Raw genomic sequence first — 17210 nt, 5'->3', positions numbered from 1 at the left:
TCGCGGCCGGCACCTAGGACTGAACGATGGCAACCACGCTCAACCCCTCCGAAATCAGCGACCTGATCAAGACCCGCATCGATGCGGTCAAGCTGTCCGCAGAGTCGCGCAACGAAGGCTCCGTGACCAGCGTGTCCGACGGCATCGTGCGCATCTTCGGCCTGGCCGACGTGATGCAGGGCGAAATGATCGAACTGCCGAACAACACCTTCGCCCTGGCCTTGAACCTGGAGCGCGATTCGGTCGGCGCCGTGGTGCTGGGCGACTACGAGAACCTGCGCGAAGGCGACGTGGCCAAGACCACCGGCCGCATCCTGGAAGTGCCGGTGGGTCCGGAACTGCTCGGTCGCGTGGTCAACGCGCTGGGCGAGCCGATCGACGGCAAGGGCCCGTTGGGTGCCACCCAGACCGCACCGGTCGAGCGCGTGGCGCCCGGCGTGATCTGGCGCAAGTCGGTCGACCAGCCGGTGCAGACCGGCTACAAGTCGGTCGATGCGATGATCCCGATCGGCCGCGGCCAGCGCGAGCTGGTCATCGGCGACCGTCAGACCGGCAAGACCGCGCTGGCGATCGATGCGGTGATCAACCAGAAGGGCACCGGCATCAAGTGCGTATACGTGGCGATCGGCCAGAAGGCCTCGACCGTTGCCAACATCGTGCGCAAGCTCGAAGAGAACGGCGCGCTGGCGCACACCGTGGTGGTGGCTGCGACCGCGTCCGAATCGGCCGCGATGCAGTACATCAGCCCCTACGCCGGCTGCACCATGGGCGAATACTTCATGGACCGCGGCGAAGACGCCCTGATCGTGTACGACGATCTGTCCAAGCAGGCCGTGGCCTACCGCCAGATCTCGCTGCTGCTGAAGCGTCCGCCGGGTCGTGAAGCCTATCCGGGCGACGTGTTCTATCTGCATAGCCGCCTGCTGGAGCGCGCCGCGCGCGTGTCCGAGGAATACGTGGAGAAGTTCACCAACGGTGCGGTGACCGGCAAGACCGGCTCGCTGACCGCGCTGCCGATCATCGAAACGCAGGCCGGCGACGTGTCCGCTTTCGTGCCGACCAACGTGATTTCGATCACCGACGGCCAGATCTTCCTGGAAACCGACCTGTTCAACGCCGGTATCCGTCCGGCCGTGAACGCCGGTATCTCGGTGTCGCGCGTCGGTGGCGCGGCCCAGACCAAGATCATCAAGAAGCTGTCCGGCGGCATCCGTATCTCGCTGGCGCAGTACCGTGAGCTGGCGGCGTTCGCGCAGTTCGCCTCTGACCTGGACGAAGCCACCCGCAAGCAGCTCGAGCGCGGTCAGCGCGTGACCGAGCTGATGAAGCAGAAGCAGTACGCGCCGATGTCCATCGCCAACCAGGCGCTATCGATCTACGCCGTCAATGAGGGTTACCTCGATGACGTGCCGGTCAACAAGCTGCTGGCGTTCGAGGAAGGCCTGCACGCGCACTTCGCCAACACCCAGGGCGAGCTGGTCTCCAAGATCAACAGCACCGGCGGTTGGGACAACGATATCGAAGCCGCCTTCAAGAAGGGCATCGCAGAGTTCAAGACCACCGGCACCTGGTAAGGGCGCCGGGATTCGGGATTGGGCATTCGGGATTTGTAAGAGCGGTTGGTCGAGGGCTTGTTGATCCTCGACCATCGTTTCGAATCTTCAGATTAGGTATTCGGAAGTCGTGGTGCGGGACGTGGGATGCTTTGGCCATTCCCGAATCCCGAATCCCGATTCCCACGAGCGAAGCGAGCGAGCAATGGCAGGCGGACGCGAAATCAAAACCAAGATCAAGAGCGTGCAGAACACCCGCAAGGTGACGCGCGCGCTCGAAATGGTCTCGGCCTCCAAGATCCGCAAGGCGCAGGAGCGCATGAAGACCTCGCGTCCGTATGCGCAGGCGATGAAGCAGGTGATCGGGCATCTGGCGCAGGCCAGCACCGATTTCCAGCATCCGTTTCTGGTCGAGCGTGAGCAGGTCAAGCGGGTCGGTTACATCGTGATCTCTTCTGACCGTGGCTTGGCCGGCGGTCTGAACAACAACCTGTTCCGCAAGATGCTGGGCGAAGTGCGCCCGTGGCAGGACAAGGGCGCCGAGATCGACGTGGTGACCATCGGTCAGAAGGCCTCGGCCTTCTTCCGTCGCATCAAGGTCAACATGGTCGGCAGCGTGACTCACCTGGGCGACAGCCCGCAGGTGGAGCAGCTGATCGGTGTGATCAAGGTAATGATCGATGCCTATATCGACGGCAAGGTGGACCGCGTGTATCTGGTCTACAACCGCTTCGTGAACACCATGACCCAGAAGGCCAGCTTCGATCAGCTGCTGCCGCTGCCGGCTGCCGAGCACAAGGTGGCGCACCACGATTGGGATTACCTGTACGAGCCCGATGCCGCGACCGTGCTGGAGCACGTGATGACGCGTTACATCGAGTCGCTGGTGTATCAGGCGGTGCTGGAAAACGTGGCATCCGAACATGCCGCGCGCATGGTGGCGATGAAGGCCGCCAGCGACAACGCCAACAAGATGATCGGCACCTTGCAACTGGTCTACAACAAGGCGCGTCAGGCGGCGATCACCCAGGAAATTTCGGAAATCGTCAGCGGCGCGGCCGCCGTATAGCCGGGAATAGGGAATGGTGAATCGGGAATGGTCGAGGCAGCACTTGGTCTTCCCAATCCCGAATCCCGTTTCCCTAATCCCGACACAAGAATCGAACAGACATTAGTGGAGTTATCCAAATGAGTCAGGGCAAGATCGTTCAGATCATCGGCGCGGTCGTCGACGTCGAGTTCCAGCGCAATGAAGTACCCAAGGTCTATCACGCGTTGAAGGTCGAAGGCACCGAAATCACCCTGGAAGTGCAGCAGCAGCTCGGCGACGGCGTGGTGCGCACGATTGCGCTCGGCTCCACCGACGGCCTGAAGCGCAACCTGCTGGCGACCAACACCGAGCGCGCCATTTCGGTGCCGGTCGGCGCCGGGACGCTGGGCCGCATCATGGACGTGCTGGGTCGTCCGATCGACGAAGCCGGCGACGTGCAGGCCTCGGACCATTGGGAAATCCATCGCACTGCGCCTTCGTACGAAGACCAGTCCTCCAGCACCGAACTGCTGGAAACCGGCATCAAGGTCATCGACCTGATGTGCCCGTTCGCCAAGGGCGGCAAGGTCGGCCTGTTCGGCGGCGCCGGCGTCGGCAAGACCGTCAACATGATGGAACTGATCAACAACATCGCCAAGGCGCACTCGGGTCTGTCCGTGTTCGCCGGCGTGGGCGAGCGGACCCGTGAGGGCAACGACTTCTACCACGAGATGAAGGACTCCAACGTCCTGGACAAGGTGGCGATGGTGTACGGCCAGATGAACGAGCCGCCGGGCAACCGTCTGCGCGTGGCGCTGACCGGCCTGACCATGGCTGAGTACTTCCGCGACGAGAAGGACGAGAACGGCAAGGGCAAGGACGTGCTGCTGTTCGTGGACAACATCTACCGCTACACGCTGGCCGGTACCGAGGTGTCCGCGCTGCTCGGCCGTATGCCGTCGGCGGTGGGTTACCAGCCGACCCTGGCCGAGGAAATGGGCGTGCTGCAGGAACGCATCACCTCGACCAAGAGCGGTTCGATCACCTCGATCCAGGCCGTGTACGTGCCCGCGGACGACCTGACCGACCCGTCGCCGGCGACCACCTTCGCCCACTTGGATTCCACCGTCACGCTGAGCCGTAACATCGCCTCGCTGGGTATCTACCCGGCGGTGGATCCGCTGGATTCCACCAGCCGCCAGATGGACCCGCTGGTGATCGGTACCGAGCACTACGACACCGCCCAGCGCGTGCAGCAGACCTTGCAGAAGTACAAGGAACTGAAGGACATCATCGCGATCCTGGGCATGGACGAGTTGAGCGAAGAAGACAAGCAGTCGGTGTCGCGCGCACGCAAGATCGAGCGCTTCTTCAGCCAGCCGTTCCACGTCGCCGAAGTGTTCACCGGCTCGCCGGGCAAGTACGTGTCGCTGAAGGACACCATCCGCGGCTTCAAGGCGATCTGCGACGGCGAATACGATCACCTGCCGGAGCAGGCGTTCTACATGGTCGGCAGCATCGAAGAAGCCGTCGAGAAAGCCAACAAGATGAGCGCCAAGGCCTGATGCGATCCCAGTCGCTGTGCGGCTGGAATCGGGAATCGGGAATCGGGAATCGTAAAGGCGGGTAGTAGGCGAGTCGGAACTACGGGAATCACGAAGAGTGCGCAACCAACCGCTCTTCCCATTCCCGATTCCCGATTCTCCATTCCCGCCTCACTACAGTGAGGCACCATGAGCACTATCCGTTGCGACATCGTCAGCGCCGAGAAGGAAATCTTCCACGGTGAGGCGACGCTGGTCGTCGCCACCGGCGAGTTGGGCGAGCTGGGCATCGCGCCCAAGCACGCGCCGTTGATCACGCGCCTAAAGCCGGGCAAGGTGGTGGTCACCACCGCCAGTGGCGAACAGCTGGACTTCGCCATCTCTGGCGGCATCCTGGAAGTGCAGCCGCAGGTGGTGACCGTGCTGGTCGACACTGCGGTGCGTGCGCAGGACATCGACGAGGCTGCGGTCCGCAAGGTCAAGGAAGAAGCCGAGCGTCTGCTGGCCAACCGGGGCGACACGGTGGACGTCGCCCAGGCGCAGCGTCAGCTTGCCGAGGCAACGGTGCAGCTGCAGGCGCTGGAGCGTCTGCGTCGCAACCTCAAGCACTGATCGATTGCCTGGCCCAGTGTGTCTGGGCAAGCGACACGCTTCAGCTGCACTACCGCCTGCAGAGATGGATTGAAAACGCCGACCTTCGTGTCGGCGTTTTTCGTTTTTGGAGATGCGCCTGCGTGGCACACGGCCGCGTATTGCCGACAGCGCGCACACTGCGTGGCTGGTTGCCATGCAGCGCTTCATTGCGGCATGGCATGGTCACCCACGACGTTGAGGACACCTCCATGACCCGCTCGATCGACGGCTTTCGCGGTTATGCACTGACTTGCACGCTTGCGGTTGCCCTCCTGGGTTGCGCGTTGCCGGCCCGCAGCCAGCCGGCGCTGGATCCGCTGCTGGACCGCATCGTGCAGCGCAATGCCATCGGCGATGCGGTAGCGCTGAGCAAGTGGGATAGCGGCAAGCCGGTATTGGATCAGACGCGCGAAGCGGCGGTATTGCTGAGCGTGCGCGATCAGGCCTCCGCGCATGGACTGGAGCCCGATGACGCGGTGCGCTTCTTTGCCGCGCAGATCGAGGCCAACAAGGCGGTGCAATACGCACTGCTGAATCATTGGCATGAGCGGGGCCGCGCGCCGGAGACCGCCCGCCCGGATCTGACCACGCTGCGCGCGCGCCTGGATCAACTGCAAGGTGAGTTACTCGACGCATTGGCGGCCGCAGGTTCGGCGCGGGCTGCTCCCGAGTGCGCAACCAGCACCGCGCGTGCGGCCGCGCACTATGCCGCGCAATGGCAACTGGACGCGCTGCATCGTGCCGCACTGGTGCGCAGCCTGGGCGACTTCTGCCAGCAGGTGGGCAACAAGTCCTAGCTGGTGGTCATCGACCAGGTGGATGGATGCAGTCGAGCCGATGATGCAGTGCCGCGTGGTGGTCTGCGCGCGGGTGGCTGTGGAGCCGGGCGATCAACCGGTCTGCGGTCAGGAACGTCTGCCCTCCCATCTGTTTATGGTGCGACGTCTTTACCGCATCTTCCGGATGCGGCGCCCCTCGCTTTGTGCAGCGGCGTCAGAGTGGAGGTCGCAAGACGCGTAGCTGACGTCGCCTTCGACCGACAGAGCGATGTGGCCAAGCGCCTGCGCCAACTCCATGGGGTCCTCGTTGGCCGCGCTCCAGGTCGAAAGCGGGCGCATACCCTACGGACTCAGGTCGAGCGCACGCTGGGGTAGGCCATGCGGCCGGTCGCTTGCCTTGCCTCAGCGATACACAACATGCCGGCCGAGAAAGAACGACACGATCGCCAGGCCGCCTTCGACCAGCGGCTTGGCCAACCAGGCCTGGCGCAGACCGACCAGATCCACCGTCGCCGACAGCAGCCAGGTGCTGATCACGGTCAGCGCCAGCCACATCACCGCAAAGCGGCGGAAGCGCTGCCAGCCCAGGCGTGCGCCACCGCCCTGCTGGGCGAAGGTGTAGCGGCCATTGAGCCAGAAACCCAGCACCGCGCCACTGATGCGCCCGAGCAGATTGGCCGGCACCGTCGGCATGCCGGCGGCAGTGGCGGCGATGAAGATGCCGCAATCCACAGCCAATTGCAGGCCGCCAATCAGGGTGAACTGGCTGCCTTGGCGGAACAGGCTCATGCGTGCCGGCGACGAAGAAAGGGCGCCCATCCTAGCGGGCGCACCGCTTAAAAAGTTGTCATCGCGTGTTTCAGGCATCGATCGAGCACGCGATTTTGCATGGCTGCGACTAGAATTTGGCCCATCTCCCGCCTTTGGAATTCTTGATGACCCTGCCCCTGCACGTCGTGATCCTGGCTGCGGGCGAGGGCAAGCGCATGCGCTCGTCCTTGCCCAAGGTGCTGCAGCCGTTGGCGGGCCAGCCGATGTTGGCGCATGTCATCGCCACCGCTCGGCAGCTGCAGCCGGCCGCGGTCCACATCGTCTACGGGCATGGTGGCGATCAGGTACGGGCCGCCTTTGCCGGGCAAGCCGATCTGCAGTGGGCCGAGCAACAGCAGCAGCTCGGCACCGGCCACGCGGTGCAACAGGCGATGGATGCGATTCCGGATGCGGCCACCGTGCTGGTGCTGTACGGCGATGTGCCGCTGATCCAGAGCGAGAGCCTGTTGCAGTTGCTGCATGCACCCGGCCGGATGGCGGTGCTGGTCGCCGAACTCGCCAACCCCACCGGCTACGGACGCATCCTGCGCGATGCCGAAGGCAAGGTGGCGGCGATCATCGAGCAGAAGGACGCCAACGACGAGCAGCGGCGCATCCGCACCATCAACACCGGCATCCTCACCGCCGAATCCACCGCACTGCGACGTTGGCTGGGTGGTTTGTCCAACAACAATGCACAGGGCGAGTTCTATCTCACCGACGTGTTTGCCAGCGCCGCCGCGGACTTCACGCCCGCAGACATGGTGCATGTGGCCGACCCGCAGGAGGTGGAAGGTGCCAACGACCCGTGGCAATTGGCCCAGCTCGAACGCGCCTGGCAGCTGCGCGCAGCGCGTGCGCTGTGTCTGCAGGGCGTGCGCATGGCCGACCCGGCGCGCGTGGAGCAGCGCGGCACGGTGCAGGTAGGACGCGATGTGCAGCTGGATATCGATGTGATTCTGGAGGGCGATGTCACGCTTGGCGATGGCGTGGTGATCGGCCCGTTCGTCCGGCTGCGCGATGTGACGCTGGGGGCCGGCGCGCAGGTGCGTGCGCACTGCGATCTGGACGGCGTGGTCACCGAAGGTGCGGTGCAGATCGGCCCGTTCGCGCGGTTGCGCCCCGGCACCATGCTCGCCGATGGCGTGCATATCGGGAATTTCGTCGAGACCAAGAAGGTCACCATGGGTGTGGGCAGCAAGGCCAACCATCTGACCTACCTGGGCGATGCGGTGATCGGCAGCAAGGTCAACATCGGTGCCGGCACCATCACCTGCAACTACGATGGCGTGAACAAGTCGCAGACCACCATCGGCGACAACGCGTTCGTCGGCTCCAACAGCGCGCTGGTGGCGCCGATCCAAGTCGGTGCCAATGCCACCATTGGCGCGGGCTCGGTGATCACGCGCGATGCCCCGGCCGGCCAGCTCAGCGTCGCTCGCCCGCGGCAGACGGTGATCGAAGGTTGGGAGCGGCCGACCAAGAAGTAGGATGAAATGCTGGCGCGTGCGCAGTGCATGCGATGGCGTGGCCGTGCGCATCGCGATGCGTGCCGATAGTGTGCGTCACGATCGACCGAAGCAAGGTGCACCATGCAGCTGCGAGCACAGATGTTGTTGATGCTGTCACTGAGTCTGCCGATGCTGCAGGCGGGTGCGGCATCGGCCCCGCCTTACCGGCTGTATCTGGCGCCCGATGGCAACGATACGGCAGCAGGTACCGCGCCTTCGACGGCATTGCGCAGTCTCGGCGCCGCGCAGCAACGCCTGGTCGAGCGCCGGCCGGCAGGGGAGGTGGAGGTAGTGATCGCCTCGGGTACCTATCTTCAACAGTCGGTGCACTGGACCTTTGCCAACGGCGCGCCGATCCGCTTCATCGCCGCTCCTGGCGTTGCGCGCCCGCCGGTCTTCGATGGACGCGGTGGCGCAACCTGGTTCGCCTTGAAAGGCGGGCGAAATGCACCGACGCGGCTGACCTTCGAGGGGTTGACCGTCAGCAACTACTGGATGGCGCTGGATCTGGGCAGCAGCAAGGCCGATGAGGACGGCAATGGCGGCAACACGATCCGCAACATGCAGTTCGAGCGGATCGGTGGGCGCTACGGCCGCAGTCAGGAGGCCGCCTATTCGTTTGCGGCGATCCGCCTGCAACAGTCGCGCGACAACCGCATCGAACACAATCGCTTCGTGTCGATCGAAAACGACACCACTACCTCCGGCTTTATCCATGCGCTGTATCTGGCGCGGCACTCGTCCGGTAACCGGATCGAAGGCAACACGTTTGTGGACGTCAACGGCGACGCAGTGCGTACGCGCGATGCCTCCGACCAGACCTATGTCGGCGGCAACCAGTTCCTCAGGGCCGGCAAATACGCTGCGTTTTCGGATTGGTTCAAGGCCGATGGCGAGTGCCCATCGCAAGGTGGCGAGTTTGTCGGCAATACCGTCGGCATCGGGTATTACCGCGCCATCGATGCGACCGGGACGACTGGGGCAGACGATGCCTGTGGCGCACTGAAGCGACCGCGCATTGCAGAGCGCGGCACGCGCAAACCCGATTGACGACGCTGCAGTCGCAGCGCGATTGTGCGCGTTTTTTGCAGCCACCGGCCGTGCGTTGTGTGGTCTTGCCGGGGCCTGGAAGGCCATCGGCTAGTTGGCCATGCGAGGCGTTCGATCGTATCGAAAGTGTCTGGCTACGCAGCCGATGCCGAGGGCAGCAACAAGGTCACACACAGCCCGCCATGTTCGCGGTTGTGCAGCGAAATACGCCCACCATGCGCTTCGGCAATCTCGCGGGTGAGCGCCAGACCCAGCCCGGTGCCGTTGCGCTTGGTCGAATAGAACGGCATCAGAGCGTTATGCAGCACCGCTTCGTTCATGCCATTGCCGCGGTCGAGCACCTCGATCCGTAGCCATTGCGGCAAGCGTGTCACGCGCACCGCCACGTCGCTGTTGGGCGGCTGCGCTTCGCTGCAAGCCTCGTGCGCGTTCTTGAGTAGATTGAGCATGGCCTGTTCGATCTGCGCCGCATCGATGCGGCTGCTGACATCGCTGATCTCGCCTTGTAACTGGAACGGGATCTGGTGCCGCAGGCGCTCCAGAAACGGCGCCCATTCGATGGTCTGCAATTGCGGTTGCGGCAGTTTGGCAAAGCGCGCATAGCCGCGGATAAAGCCTTCCAGATGACGCGCGCGCTCTTCGATGGTTTCGAAGACCGTGCCCAGGCGGTCGGTGCGTTCGCGCCGCAACAGTTCGGCGCCGGAATGCGCCAGAGAGGCGATCGGTGCGAGTGAGTTGTTCAATTCGTGGCTGATCACGCGGATGACCTTTTTCCAGGTCTGCACTTCCTGGCGCCGCAATTCGGTAGTCAGGGTGCGGATCAGCAGCAACTCATGGCCGCGTCCGTTGAGGTGGAAGCTGCGCCGGGACAGGTGATAGATCTGCTCGTCGTCTTCGTCATCGCCGTCCTCGCGCACGGCGAACAGGCAGTCGCCGCCGCGTGCCAATGCATCGCGTAGCTCGCCTGGCATGCGTTCGAGCACGTCGTCCAGATGCTGGCCTTCGAGCTTGCGTCCGCCGTAGAGCAGTTTGCGTGCGGCGTTGTTGGAAAACCCGATGCGGCGCAGCCCATCGCCGCCGGCCACCACCAGCAACATCGCCACAGGGGTGTTCTGCAGCATGGTGTCGAGCATCAATTCGCGCTGCACCAGATCGCGCCGCTGCGCGCGCAGTACGTCGCCGAGTTCGGCATGCGCCTGTACCAGCTGCGCCAGTTCGTCGGTGCCGCGCCAATACACGCCGAAGTTGTATTCGCCATCGCGGTAACTGCTGGTGGTGCCGGCCAGGGCGCGGAACAGCGAGCGCATCGGTGCGGTGGCGCGGGTGAGGCTGAACCACATCGCGGCCAGCAGCACGACGACCGAAATTGCAGCTACCTGCCAGCCGCGATCCAGCCAGTACGCCATGAACCAGGGCAGGGCGGCGGCCAGTGCCAGCACCGGCAATAGCCGTAAAAACAGTGCGAAGGTGAAGGAGCGATGCCACATATGCGCGCTCATTCGGACTTGATGCCGTAACGGTCCATCCGCCGGTACAGCGCCTGCCGGCTCAGTCCCAGTTCCGCGGCGGCTTGTGCGATCACGCCTTGGGCGCGCACCAACGCCTGTTCGATGCGCGCACGATCCGGCTCGCCGGCGACCGCTGCCACCGGTCGCGCCGCGGCGGCGCGCGGCAGGTTCAAATCGCCGGCTTCGATGCGTGCACCTTGCGCAAGCAGCGACGCACGTTGCAGCACGTTGCGCAGCTCACGCACATTGCCAGGCCAGGCGTGCCGATGCAGCGCATCGCGTGCCTGCGCAGACAACGGCTTTTCACCGGCGAGGAAGTGTTCGGCCAGTGGCGCGATGTCGCCCGGACGCTCTGCCAATGCAGGTAGTGCGATTTCCACAGTGTTGAGGCGGTAGTACAAGTCTTCGCGGAAACTGCCGGCACGGATCATCGCCGGCAGGTCGGCGTTGGTGGCGCTGATCACGCGCACCTTGGCGTGTCGCTCGCGGTTGGAACCCAGCCGCTCATAGCGCCCAGTCTCCAGCACGCGCAGCAGTTTCATCTGGCCCGCCAGCGGCAGGTTGCCGATCTCGTCGAGAAACAGCGTGCCGCCATCGGCGGCTTCGAACTTGCCTTCGCGCGCCTTGTTGGCGCCGGTATACGCGCCCGCCTCGGCGCCGAACAATTCGGCTTCGATCAAGTCGCCCGGCAGGGCGCCGCAATTGAGCGCGATGAAGGGTCCATGCCTGGTCGCCGAATTGGCCTGGATGATCTCGGCGATCTTTTCCTTGCCGCTGCCGTTGGGGCCGGTGATCAGCACCGGTAACTCCGAGCGTGCGACCTGGCAGGCGAGCGCGATGGCGCGTTCGCTGGCGGGGTCGGCGAAGACCGCGCCGCGCAGATCGTAGCGCTGGGTCAGTTGCTCGCGGCCACGGTGCTCGCGTTCGCGGCGGCGCGCGAGTTCGCGCCGCGCCTCGGAAAGTTCGAGCAGATTGTTGACCGTGGTCAGCAGCTTGGTGTCGTCCCACGGTTTTGCGATGTAGTCGGCGGCGCCGGCCTTGACCAGGCCGACGGCGCTGCCCAGATGGGTCCAGGCGGTGAGCAGGATTACCGGCAGATCCGGATGACGCTGGCGGATCTGGGTAAACAGCGCCTCGCCTTCCTCGCCGGAGGTGGTGTCGGCGGTGAAGTTCATGTCCTGGATCACCAGGTCGAATGCCTGCTCGTCCAGCAGCGCCAATCCGGCCTGCGGCGATGACGCATGCCGCGCTTCGATGTCGTGCAAGGAAAACAGCACCTCCAGCGCGGTGGCGACGGCAGCGTTGTCGTCGATGATCAGGATCTGCGGCATTGCGCGCTCGAAAGGCAAAAGGTGTGGGAGGAAGTACGCATCACAGCATACGGCGCAAGCCGGTGTCGCCGCACGCCGCGTGCCGCTGGCGATGGGAAGGCACGTTGCGATGGAACAGCGCCGCATAGGCGATGGTCAATGTGACAAGCCAGCGTGCGTAAGCCGGCTGCAAGCGACGGCTACCGCAGCGCTTGTGGCGGGGATGGTGGCGCAGGCGGCAGCGGCGGTAGCCGTGGCCCATACAGCTGCGACGTCCAGGTCAGGCTCAACTGTGCCTGACCGCGTGCTACCTGCACCTGTATTGGACGGCCTGCCGCAGCGCGCAGCGCGAACAGCAGATCGTCCACGGTCGCGATGCTGTGGCCACCAGCTGCACGCACTTGGTCGCCCTTGCGCAACTGCAGTGCCAGCGGCTCGCTGGCCTGCGTGACCCGCAGGCCGTCGGCTGTGGCGGGCAGCACCAGCGCCCGTGCGTCGCGGCGCCAATGCAGCTGATGATCGTCGATGCGCAGCGCGGTGCGCTCAGTCACCTGACCAGTGGTGGGTGTGGCAGGGTGCACGGCCGCGCCATCGCCGGCTAGCAGCGCGCCGCTCACCGCAGTGATGGCGAGTACACCGGCGACGATGCGTGGATCGACGATCGGACGCATAGGGAGAAGGGCCTTGGAAGGGAAGCATCGCGGTTTGTCGGCATGCGTCGCTGACCAGCAGCCGGCACCGCCGGTCGCCAGGGTGTGGTGATTGCCTTGAGGCAGCGTCCCATGGCCTGCTCAGGCGCTGCGCGTGGCGACTGCCGGCGGTACCAACGCCGCGCGACGTGCGGGCCAGAACACCGCAATCTGGCCCAGCATCCACAGCATGAGCGCGCCGATCGGCAGGTAGATCAATGGCAGGCGTGGCAATTCGTAGCGCGCCATCAACCACAGGTTGATCGAATAGGCCAACAGCATCCCGAGCACGATCCCGATCGAGGCCAGCAGAAAATTCTCGATCTGGAAGTACCGCAGGATTTGCGTGCGCGTGGCGCCCAATGCGCGGCGGATACCGATCTGTTTGGTGCGCTGCTGCACCCAGAAACTCGCCAGGCCGACGATGCCCAAGGCGGTCACAATCAACAGGGCGATGCATACCGCTCCAAGCAGCCAGATCATGGCACGATCGTTGCGAAAGTACTTTTCGCGGATTTCGGTATAGGTCTCTTGTTTCAGCACCAGCCGGCTGTTGTCCACCTTCATCAAGGCCGCCACCGCAGCCTTCAGCACCTCTGCCCGCCGGAGAGGGTCGCTGACGCGCACGATGTATTGCCCATCAGTGTACGGAGCACGGATAGGCAACAGCATCGAATAGGCCTTTGCCGACACTCCATTGACATTGTTCGGCCGCGCCAGGGTGCGAACGATTCCGACGATACGCAGCGGGACATCGCCAGAGTAGATGGTCTTGCCGAGCGCGCCATGGTCGGGGAACATCTTGTCGGCAGCGGCCTGCGTCAAAATGACCGCCGCGCCCTTTTTGCGGACCTCATCGTCGTTATCAGCCTTTTCCTGGCTGATGTATTCGTCGGGGCTGAAGTCGCGGCCGGCATTCAATTGCAGGCCAAGTGCATCCAGGCTGCCTTCGCTGACCAGATACTGCGCGGCATTGAGCGTAGAGCGTTCCTGCTCCGGGGTCAGGGCCAGCCCCGTGTTGGAGGAGTAATTGACGAAGGGGATCTGATTGGTGATCACCGCATTGCGCACGCCGGGCACCGCGCGTAGCGCTGCCAGATCTTCCCGGGTACGGGCATCGGCATTGGCCTGCGGACCGATGCCGTCCAGCTGGATGCTGAGCAACTGTTGTTCGGCGATACCGCTGGCGCTGTGGAGCGTGTCCAGGCGATTGCCGATCAGGAACAGCGAATTGCAGATGATGGCGCAAGCCAGTGCGATCTCCAGCACGATCAGTGCGGCGGCCGTCTTGTGGCGGCGCAAGGTGGAGATGATGGGGCGGATGTCCATGGGCTTACCTTGAAGATAGGGAGCGTGGCCCGCCGCGGTGCGGCGGGCAGGAGAGTCAGGACGACTTCAACTGCAGCGCCGGTGCGACCTGGATGGCGCGCCAGGACGGCAGGATGCCGGCGAGCAGACTCGCGGCGATCGCAATGGCGAACGTCAGCAGCAGCATCGTGATATCCAGGTGCGCCAGCGCGGCGTAATCCACCGGCTGCTGACGCACCGCCCACAGCCCCAGCCACGCCAGCACAAGTCCGCCGATGCCGCCGGCCAGGCCGATGGTTCCTGCCTCCACCAGACATTGCGCAAAGATTGCGCCACGCGACGCGCCAAGCGCGCGCCGCACACCGATCTCCCCGCTACGGCGCAGGAATTTCGCCAGCAACAGGCCTACCGTGTTGAGCAGGCACACCAGCAGAAAGCCCATGGCCAACCACAGCTGCAGGCGCACATCGCTGGGCACGACCTTGTTGTGATCCAGCCATTCCATCACATTGCGCAGGCGCACATTGTTCGGTCGGGTAAAACGCCCGGCGGCACGTTGTTGGTCGGAATAGTTTTCGAGATATGCCTTGTAATCGCCCGCCTGCTTTGCATTCTCCAACTCCACCCAATACTGCACCCAGCTGCAGGGGGCATTGAGAGCGGTGGTGTCGCCAGCTTCGACCTTGCCGTAGCAGTTGGTTCCGCCAGAATGACTCAACTTTAGATCCATCGCTACGCTGAATGGGATGTACAACTGCTCATCCGAGCCGTAGGTTTCGGTGATGTCATAGAAGCGAGGGTCGATCTTCCAGTTATCCAGAACGCCTACGATCCGGAATGTATTCTTGTCCACGCGAATCTCGCGTCCGACGCTGTTGCCACCATCGAACAACTTTTCGTTCAACGGCCTGCTGATCACCGCGACGCGTTCATGCCGCTGATCGCTGACACTTGACCAGGCCTGGCCGTGCAGGAACGGTACGTCGAACATCGGGAAGAAATCGGCCGAGCTATAACGCGCATTCAACTTGAAGGGGGTCATCCCGCTGCGCTGTGGCTCGATCGCGACATCTCCACCAGTCATTATTGCCTGGCGCATGGCGCGCTTCTCACGCAGCAGCGCTTCGGCGTCGAAACGGGTGGACTGGTAATCGGGTTCCTCTCCCGGCTGATAGCCGGACTTCGGGTGCGCATCGACCTGCACATAAAACAGCCGATCGCTTTTCTGCGGAATCGGGTCGCCCGACAACACATAGAACACCGTCAACGTGGTCATGCTGGCGCCGATGCCGAGCGCGATGGCCAGCACCATCAGTGCGGTGAGCACCTTGTTGCGGCGGAAACTGCGCACCGCCAGAGTGAAGTAATAGCCGAACATGGGCGGGCTCCTTAGTCGGCCAGGCTTGCAGCGGCGGCGGGTGCGCGCATGAGGCTGGGATTGCGTTCCAGATCGGTGGCCTGGCCATCGACGATGTGCACGTTGCGCTGCGCGCGCGCGGCCAGTTCCGGGTCGTGGGTGACCATCACGATGGTGGTGCCCTGACTGTTGATTTCTTCCAGCAACTCCATCACCCCGCGTGCCATCTGTGAGTCGAGGTTGCCGGTGGGTTCGTCGGCCAGCAGCAGGCGCGGGCTGCCGGCCAGTGCGCGTGCGATGGCGGCACGCTGTTGCTGGCCGCCCGAAAGTTCGGTGGGGTAATGCTTCAGGCGCGAACCCAGCCCGACCTTGGTCAGCGCTTCTTCGATGCGCTGCTTGCGCTCGGACGCGGGCATGCCGCGGTAGCGCAGCGGCACATCGACGTTGTCGAACAAGTTGAGGTCGGGGATCAGGTTGAAGCCCTGGAAGATGAAACCGATCTTCTGGTTGCGCAGCCGCGAACGCGCGTCGTCGGAGAGATGGCTGACGTCTTCGCCATCCAGCAGATACTGCCCGCTGGTAAAGGTTTCCAGCAGCCCGGCCAGGTTGAGGAAGGTGGTCTTGCCCGAACCGGACGGCCCGGTCACGGCAACGAATTCGCCTTCGCGCACATGCAGGTCCAGCGAGCGCAACGCGTGTGTTTCCACCTGTTCGGTGCGGAAGACCTTGGAGACCGATTGCATCTTGAGCATTGCCGATTCCTTTGCGAAAGAGAGTGCGACGAAGAGGATTGAATGAATCAGTGAACGGTGACGCGCGGTGCGTCGCCGAAGTTGTCTGCACCGGACACCACCACGCGGTCGCCGACCTGCAGGCCGGACAGCACCTGCACTTCGCCCAGACTGCTGACGCCCATGCGCACGGGGCGGCGTACCGCGGCGTTGCCTTCCATCACGTAGGCGTAGCTGCCGCCGGATTGCTCGACGAACGGGCCGCGCTCGACCTTGAGTACATTGCGACGCGTGTCCATCACCACACGCGCGCTCATGCGCTGGCTCTGGCGCAGGCCCGGCGGCTGCTTGTCGGCGAAGCGGATGCGTGCGGTGACCTCGCCGTTGACCACTTCCGGCGACACCGCCGAGATGGCGCCGGGGAATGGTTCGCCGCTACCGCTGGTGAGCTGGGCCGGCATGCCGATCGCCAAGTCGCGCGCGAAGCTTTCCGGCACCTTGATCTCCACTTCGAACTTGGACAGGTCCACCACGCCCAGGATCGGTGCGTTCGCCGCAACCTGGGTATGTTGCACAGCCTGCACCTGGCCGACTTGCCCATCGAATGGCGATAGCAGGGTGAGGGCGTCCACCTGGCGCTGCACTTCGGCCACCACCGCGCGCTGGCGGTCGGCGAGCAAGCGCTTGTTGCGCGAATCCAGGTCTGCGCCCTGGCTCTTCAGCAACGCATCGCGCTGGGCGTGTTGCAGATCGATGTCGGTCTTCTTCAAGGTGTCCTGCGCCTTGGCCAGCTCCACTTGCGGCACCGCGCCGCCATCAAAGCCGCGCTGGTAGCGCTCCAGGTCGCGCGCGGCGGCCTGCTTGTCGATCTTGGCCTGGTCGGTGAGCTTGCTGGCGTTGGCACGGGCCAGCGTGGCATCCAGCCCGGCGCGGCTGGATTCGGCTTCCAGGCCGGCCAGGGTGGCCTGTTCCTGCGCCAGCTTGCTGCGCAGCTCGGGGCTGTCGATGCGCGCCAGCTCCTGGCCCTGCTTGACCACGTCGCCGGCCACCACGCTCAGCGTCACCGTGCCGGCCGAGATGGCGTACAGCACCGGGCTGTTGGCGGCGATCACGCGGCCGTCGGCGGCGATGTCGCGCACCAGATCGCCCTGGCTCACCGTGGCGATGCGCACCCGGCTGGCATCGAAGGAGCTGCTGCCGGCGCTCCATGCGGTGATCGCCCAACCGATACCGGCCAGCACCGCCACGGTCGCGACGCCGGGCCACAGCCAGCGACGCCACGGCGCGTTGCCGGCGGGTGTACGAAGAACCTGGTCCTGGGCAGAAGTATCGCGAATCATGGTCGGCGTGCTCGGTGGCGTCATGTTGACAAAGCACGCCGCGTGCCAACTGCCAAG

The 17210-nt window shown here is 64.2% G+C and carries 15 protein-coding genes; 7 read left to right on the top strand and 8 right to left on the bottom strand.

The genetic code is table 11. From position 1 onward, the window contains the following. The first annotated feature begins 26 nt into the window (after window positions 1–26). The 5 genes from atpA to BJD12_RS09130 all read left to right on the top strand — a co-directional run bounded on the left by atpA (window position 27) and on the right by BJD12_RS09130 (window position 5557). Window positions 27–1574, top strand: coding sequence for a F0F1 ATP synthase subunit alpha (atpA, locus tag BJD12_RS09150; RefSeq protein ID WP_005992068.1), 1548 nt, complete (start codon window positions 27–29; stop codon window positions 1572–1574). A gap of 184 nt (window positions 1575–1758) precedes the next feature. Continuing rightward, on the top strand, window positions 1759–2622 hold the full coding sequence (gene atpG / locus BJD12_RS09145) for a F0F1 ATP synthase subunit gamma (RefSeq protein WP_005992067.1): 864 nt from the start codon (window positions 1759–1761) through the stop codon (window positions 2620–2622). A 119-nt stretch (window positions 2623–2741) separates the two neighbouring features. Then, entirely contained in the window at window positions 2742–4148 is a 1407-nt protein-coding gene (atpD, locus tag BJD12_RS09140) for a F0F1 ATP synthase subunit beta (RefSeq protein WP_005992066.1), read from the top strand. Between the two features lie 168 nt (window positions 4149–4316). Next, a complete protein-coding gene (locus tag BJD12_RS09135) occupies window positions 4317–4739 on the top strand; it encodes a F0F1 ATP synthase subunit epsilon (protein ID WP_005992065.1) in 423 nt (140 codons plus the stop codon). A 230-nt stretch (window positions 4740–4969) separates the two neighbouring features. Further along, the gene (locus BJD12_RS09130) at window positions 4970–5557 is read left to right on the top strand and encodes a chorismate mutase (protein WP_039421819.1); all 588 of its coding nucleotides are present in this window, start codon (window positions 4970–4972) and stop codon (window positions 5555–5557) included. Between the two features lie 384 nt (window positions 5558–5941). Here the strand turns inward: BJD12_RS09130 and BJD12_RS09125 are convergent, their stop codons facing one another. Beyond that, window positions 5942–6328, bottom strand: coding sequence for a GtrA family protein (locus BJD12_RS09125; RefSeq protein WP_005992062.1), 387 nt, complete (start codon window positions 6326–6328; stop codon window positions 5942–5944). Between the two features lie 146 nt (window positions 6329–6474). On the opposite strand from BJD12_RS09125, the gene glmU reads away from it, so the two are divergent. Further along, window positions 6475–7839 (top strand): bifunctional UDP-N-acetylglucosamine diphosphorylase/glucosamine-1-phosphate N-acetyltransferase GlmU, encoded by a 1365-nt coding sequence (gene glmU / locus BJD12_RS09120; protein WP_039421817.1) that lies wholly within the window; start codon window positions 6475–6477, stop codon window positions 7837–7839. A gap of 102 nt (window positions 7840–7941) precedes the next feature. Further along, window positions 7942–8910: a right-handed parallel beta-helix repeat-containing protein gene (locus BJD12_RS09115; protein ID WP_005992058.1), complete on the top strand. Its 969-nt coding sequence runs from the start codon at window positions 7942–7944 to the stop codon at window positions 8908–8910. 134 nt (window positions 8911–9044) lie between these two features. Here BJD12_RS09115 and BJD12_RS09110 read toward each other — a convergent pair whose 3' ends face one another. The 7 genes from BJD12_RS09110 to BJD12_RS09080 form a co-directional block, all read right to left on the bottom strand. Continuing rightward, on the bottom strand, window positions 9045–10397 hold the full coding sequence (locus tag BJD12_RS09110) for a sensor histidine kinase (RefSeq protein WP_042827969.1): 1353 nt from the start codon (window positions 10395–10397) through the stop codon (window positions 9045–9047). A gap of 8 nt (window positions 10398–10405) precedes the next feature. After that, window positions 10406–11749: a sigma-54-dependent transcriptional regulator gene (locus tag BJD12_RS09105; RefSeq protein ID WP_039429036.1), complete on the bottom strand. Its 1344-nt coding sequence runs from the start codon at window positions 11747–11749 to the stop codon at window positions 10406–10408. 179 nt (window positions 11750–11928) lie between these two features. Continuing rightward, a complete protein-coding gene (locus BJD12_RS09100) occupies window positions 11929–12399 on the bottom strand; it encodes a hypothetical protein (RefSeq protein WP_005993154.1) in 471 nt (156 codons plus the stop codon). A gap of 120 nt (window positions 12400–12519) precedes the next feature. Next, window positions 12520–13746: an ABC transporter permease gene (locus tag BJD12_RS09095; protein ID WP_005993156.1), complete on the bottom strand. Its 1227-nt coding sequence runs from the start codon at window positions 13744–13746 to the stop codon at window positions 12520–12522. Between the two features lie 55 nt (window positions 13747–13801). Continuing rightward, entirely contained in the window at window positions 13802–15103 is a 1302-nt protein-coding gene (locus tag BJD12_RS09090; protein WP_005993158.1) for an ABC transporter permease, read from the bottom strand. Window positions 15104–15114: 11 nt separating this feature from the next. Then, complete coding sequence (locus tag BJD12_RS09085; RefSeq protein ID WP_005993160.1) at window positions 15115–15834, bottom strand: ABC transporter ATP-binding protein; 720 nt, start codon at window positions 15832–15834, stop codon at window positions 15115–15117. A 47-nt stretch (window positions 15835–15881) separates the two neighbouring features. Continuing rightward, a complete protein-coding gene (locus tag BJD12_RS09080; RefSeq protein WP_005993163.1) occupies window positions 15882–17153 on the bottom strand; it encodes an efflux RND transporter periplasmic adaptor subunit in 1272 nt (423 codons plus the stop codon). Between the last annotated feature and the right edge of the window lie 57 nt (window positions 17154–17210).

This window comes from Xanthomonas vesicatoria ATCC 35937 (genome assembly GCF_001908725.1).
GTDB lineage: Bacteria > Pseudomonadota > Gammaproteobacteria > Xanthomonadales > Xanthomonadaceae > Xanthomonas > Xanthomonas vesicatoria.
This window is presented reverse-complemented; position numbering and strand designations above follow the sequence as displayed.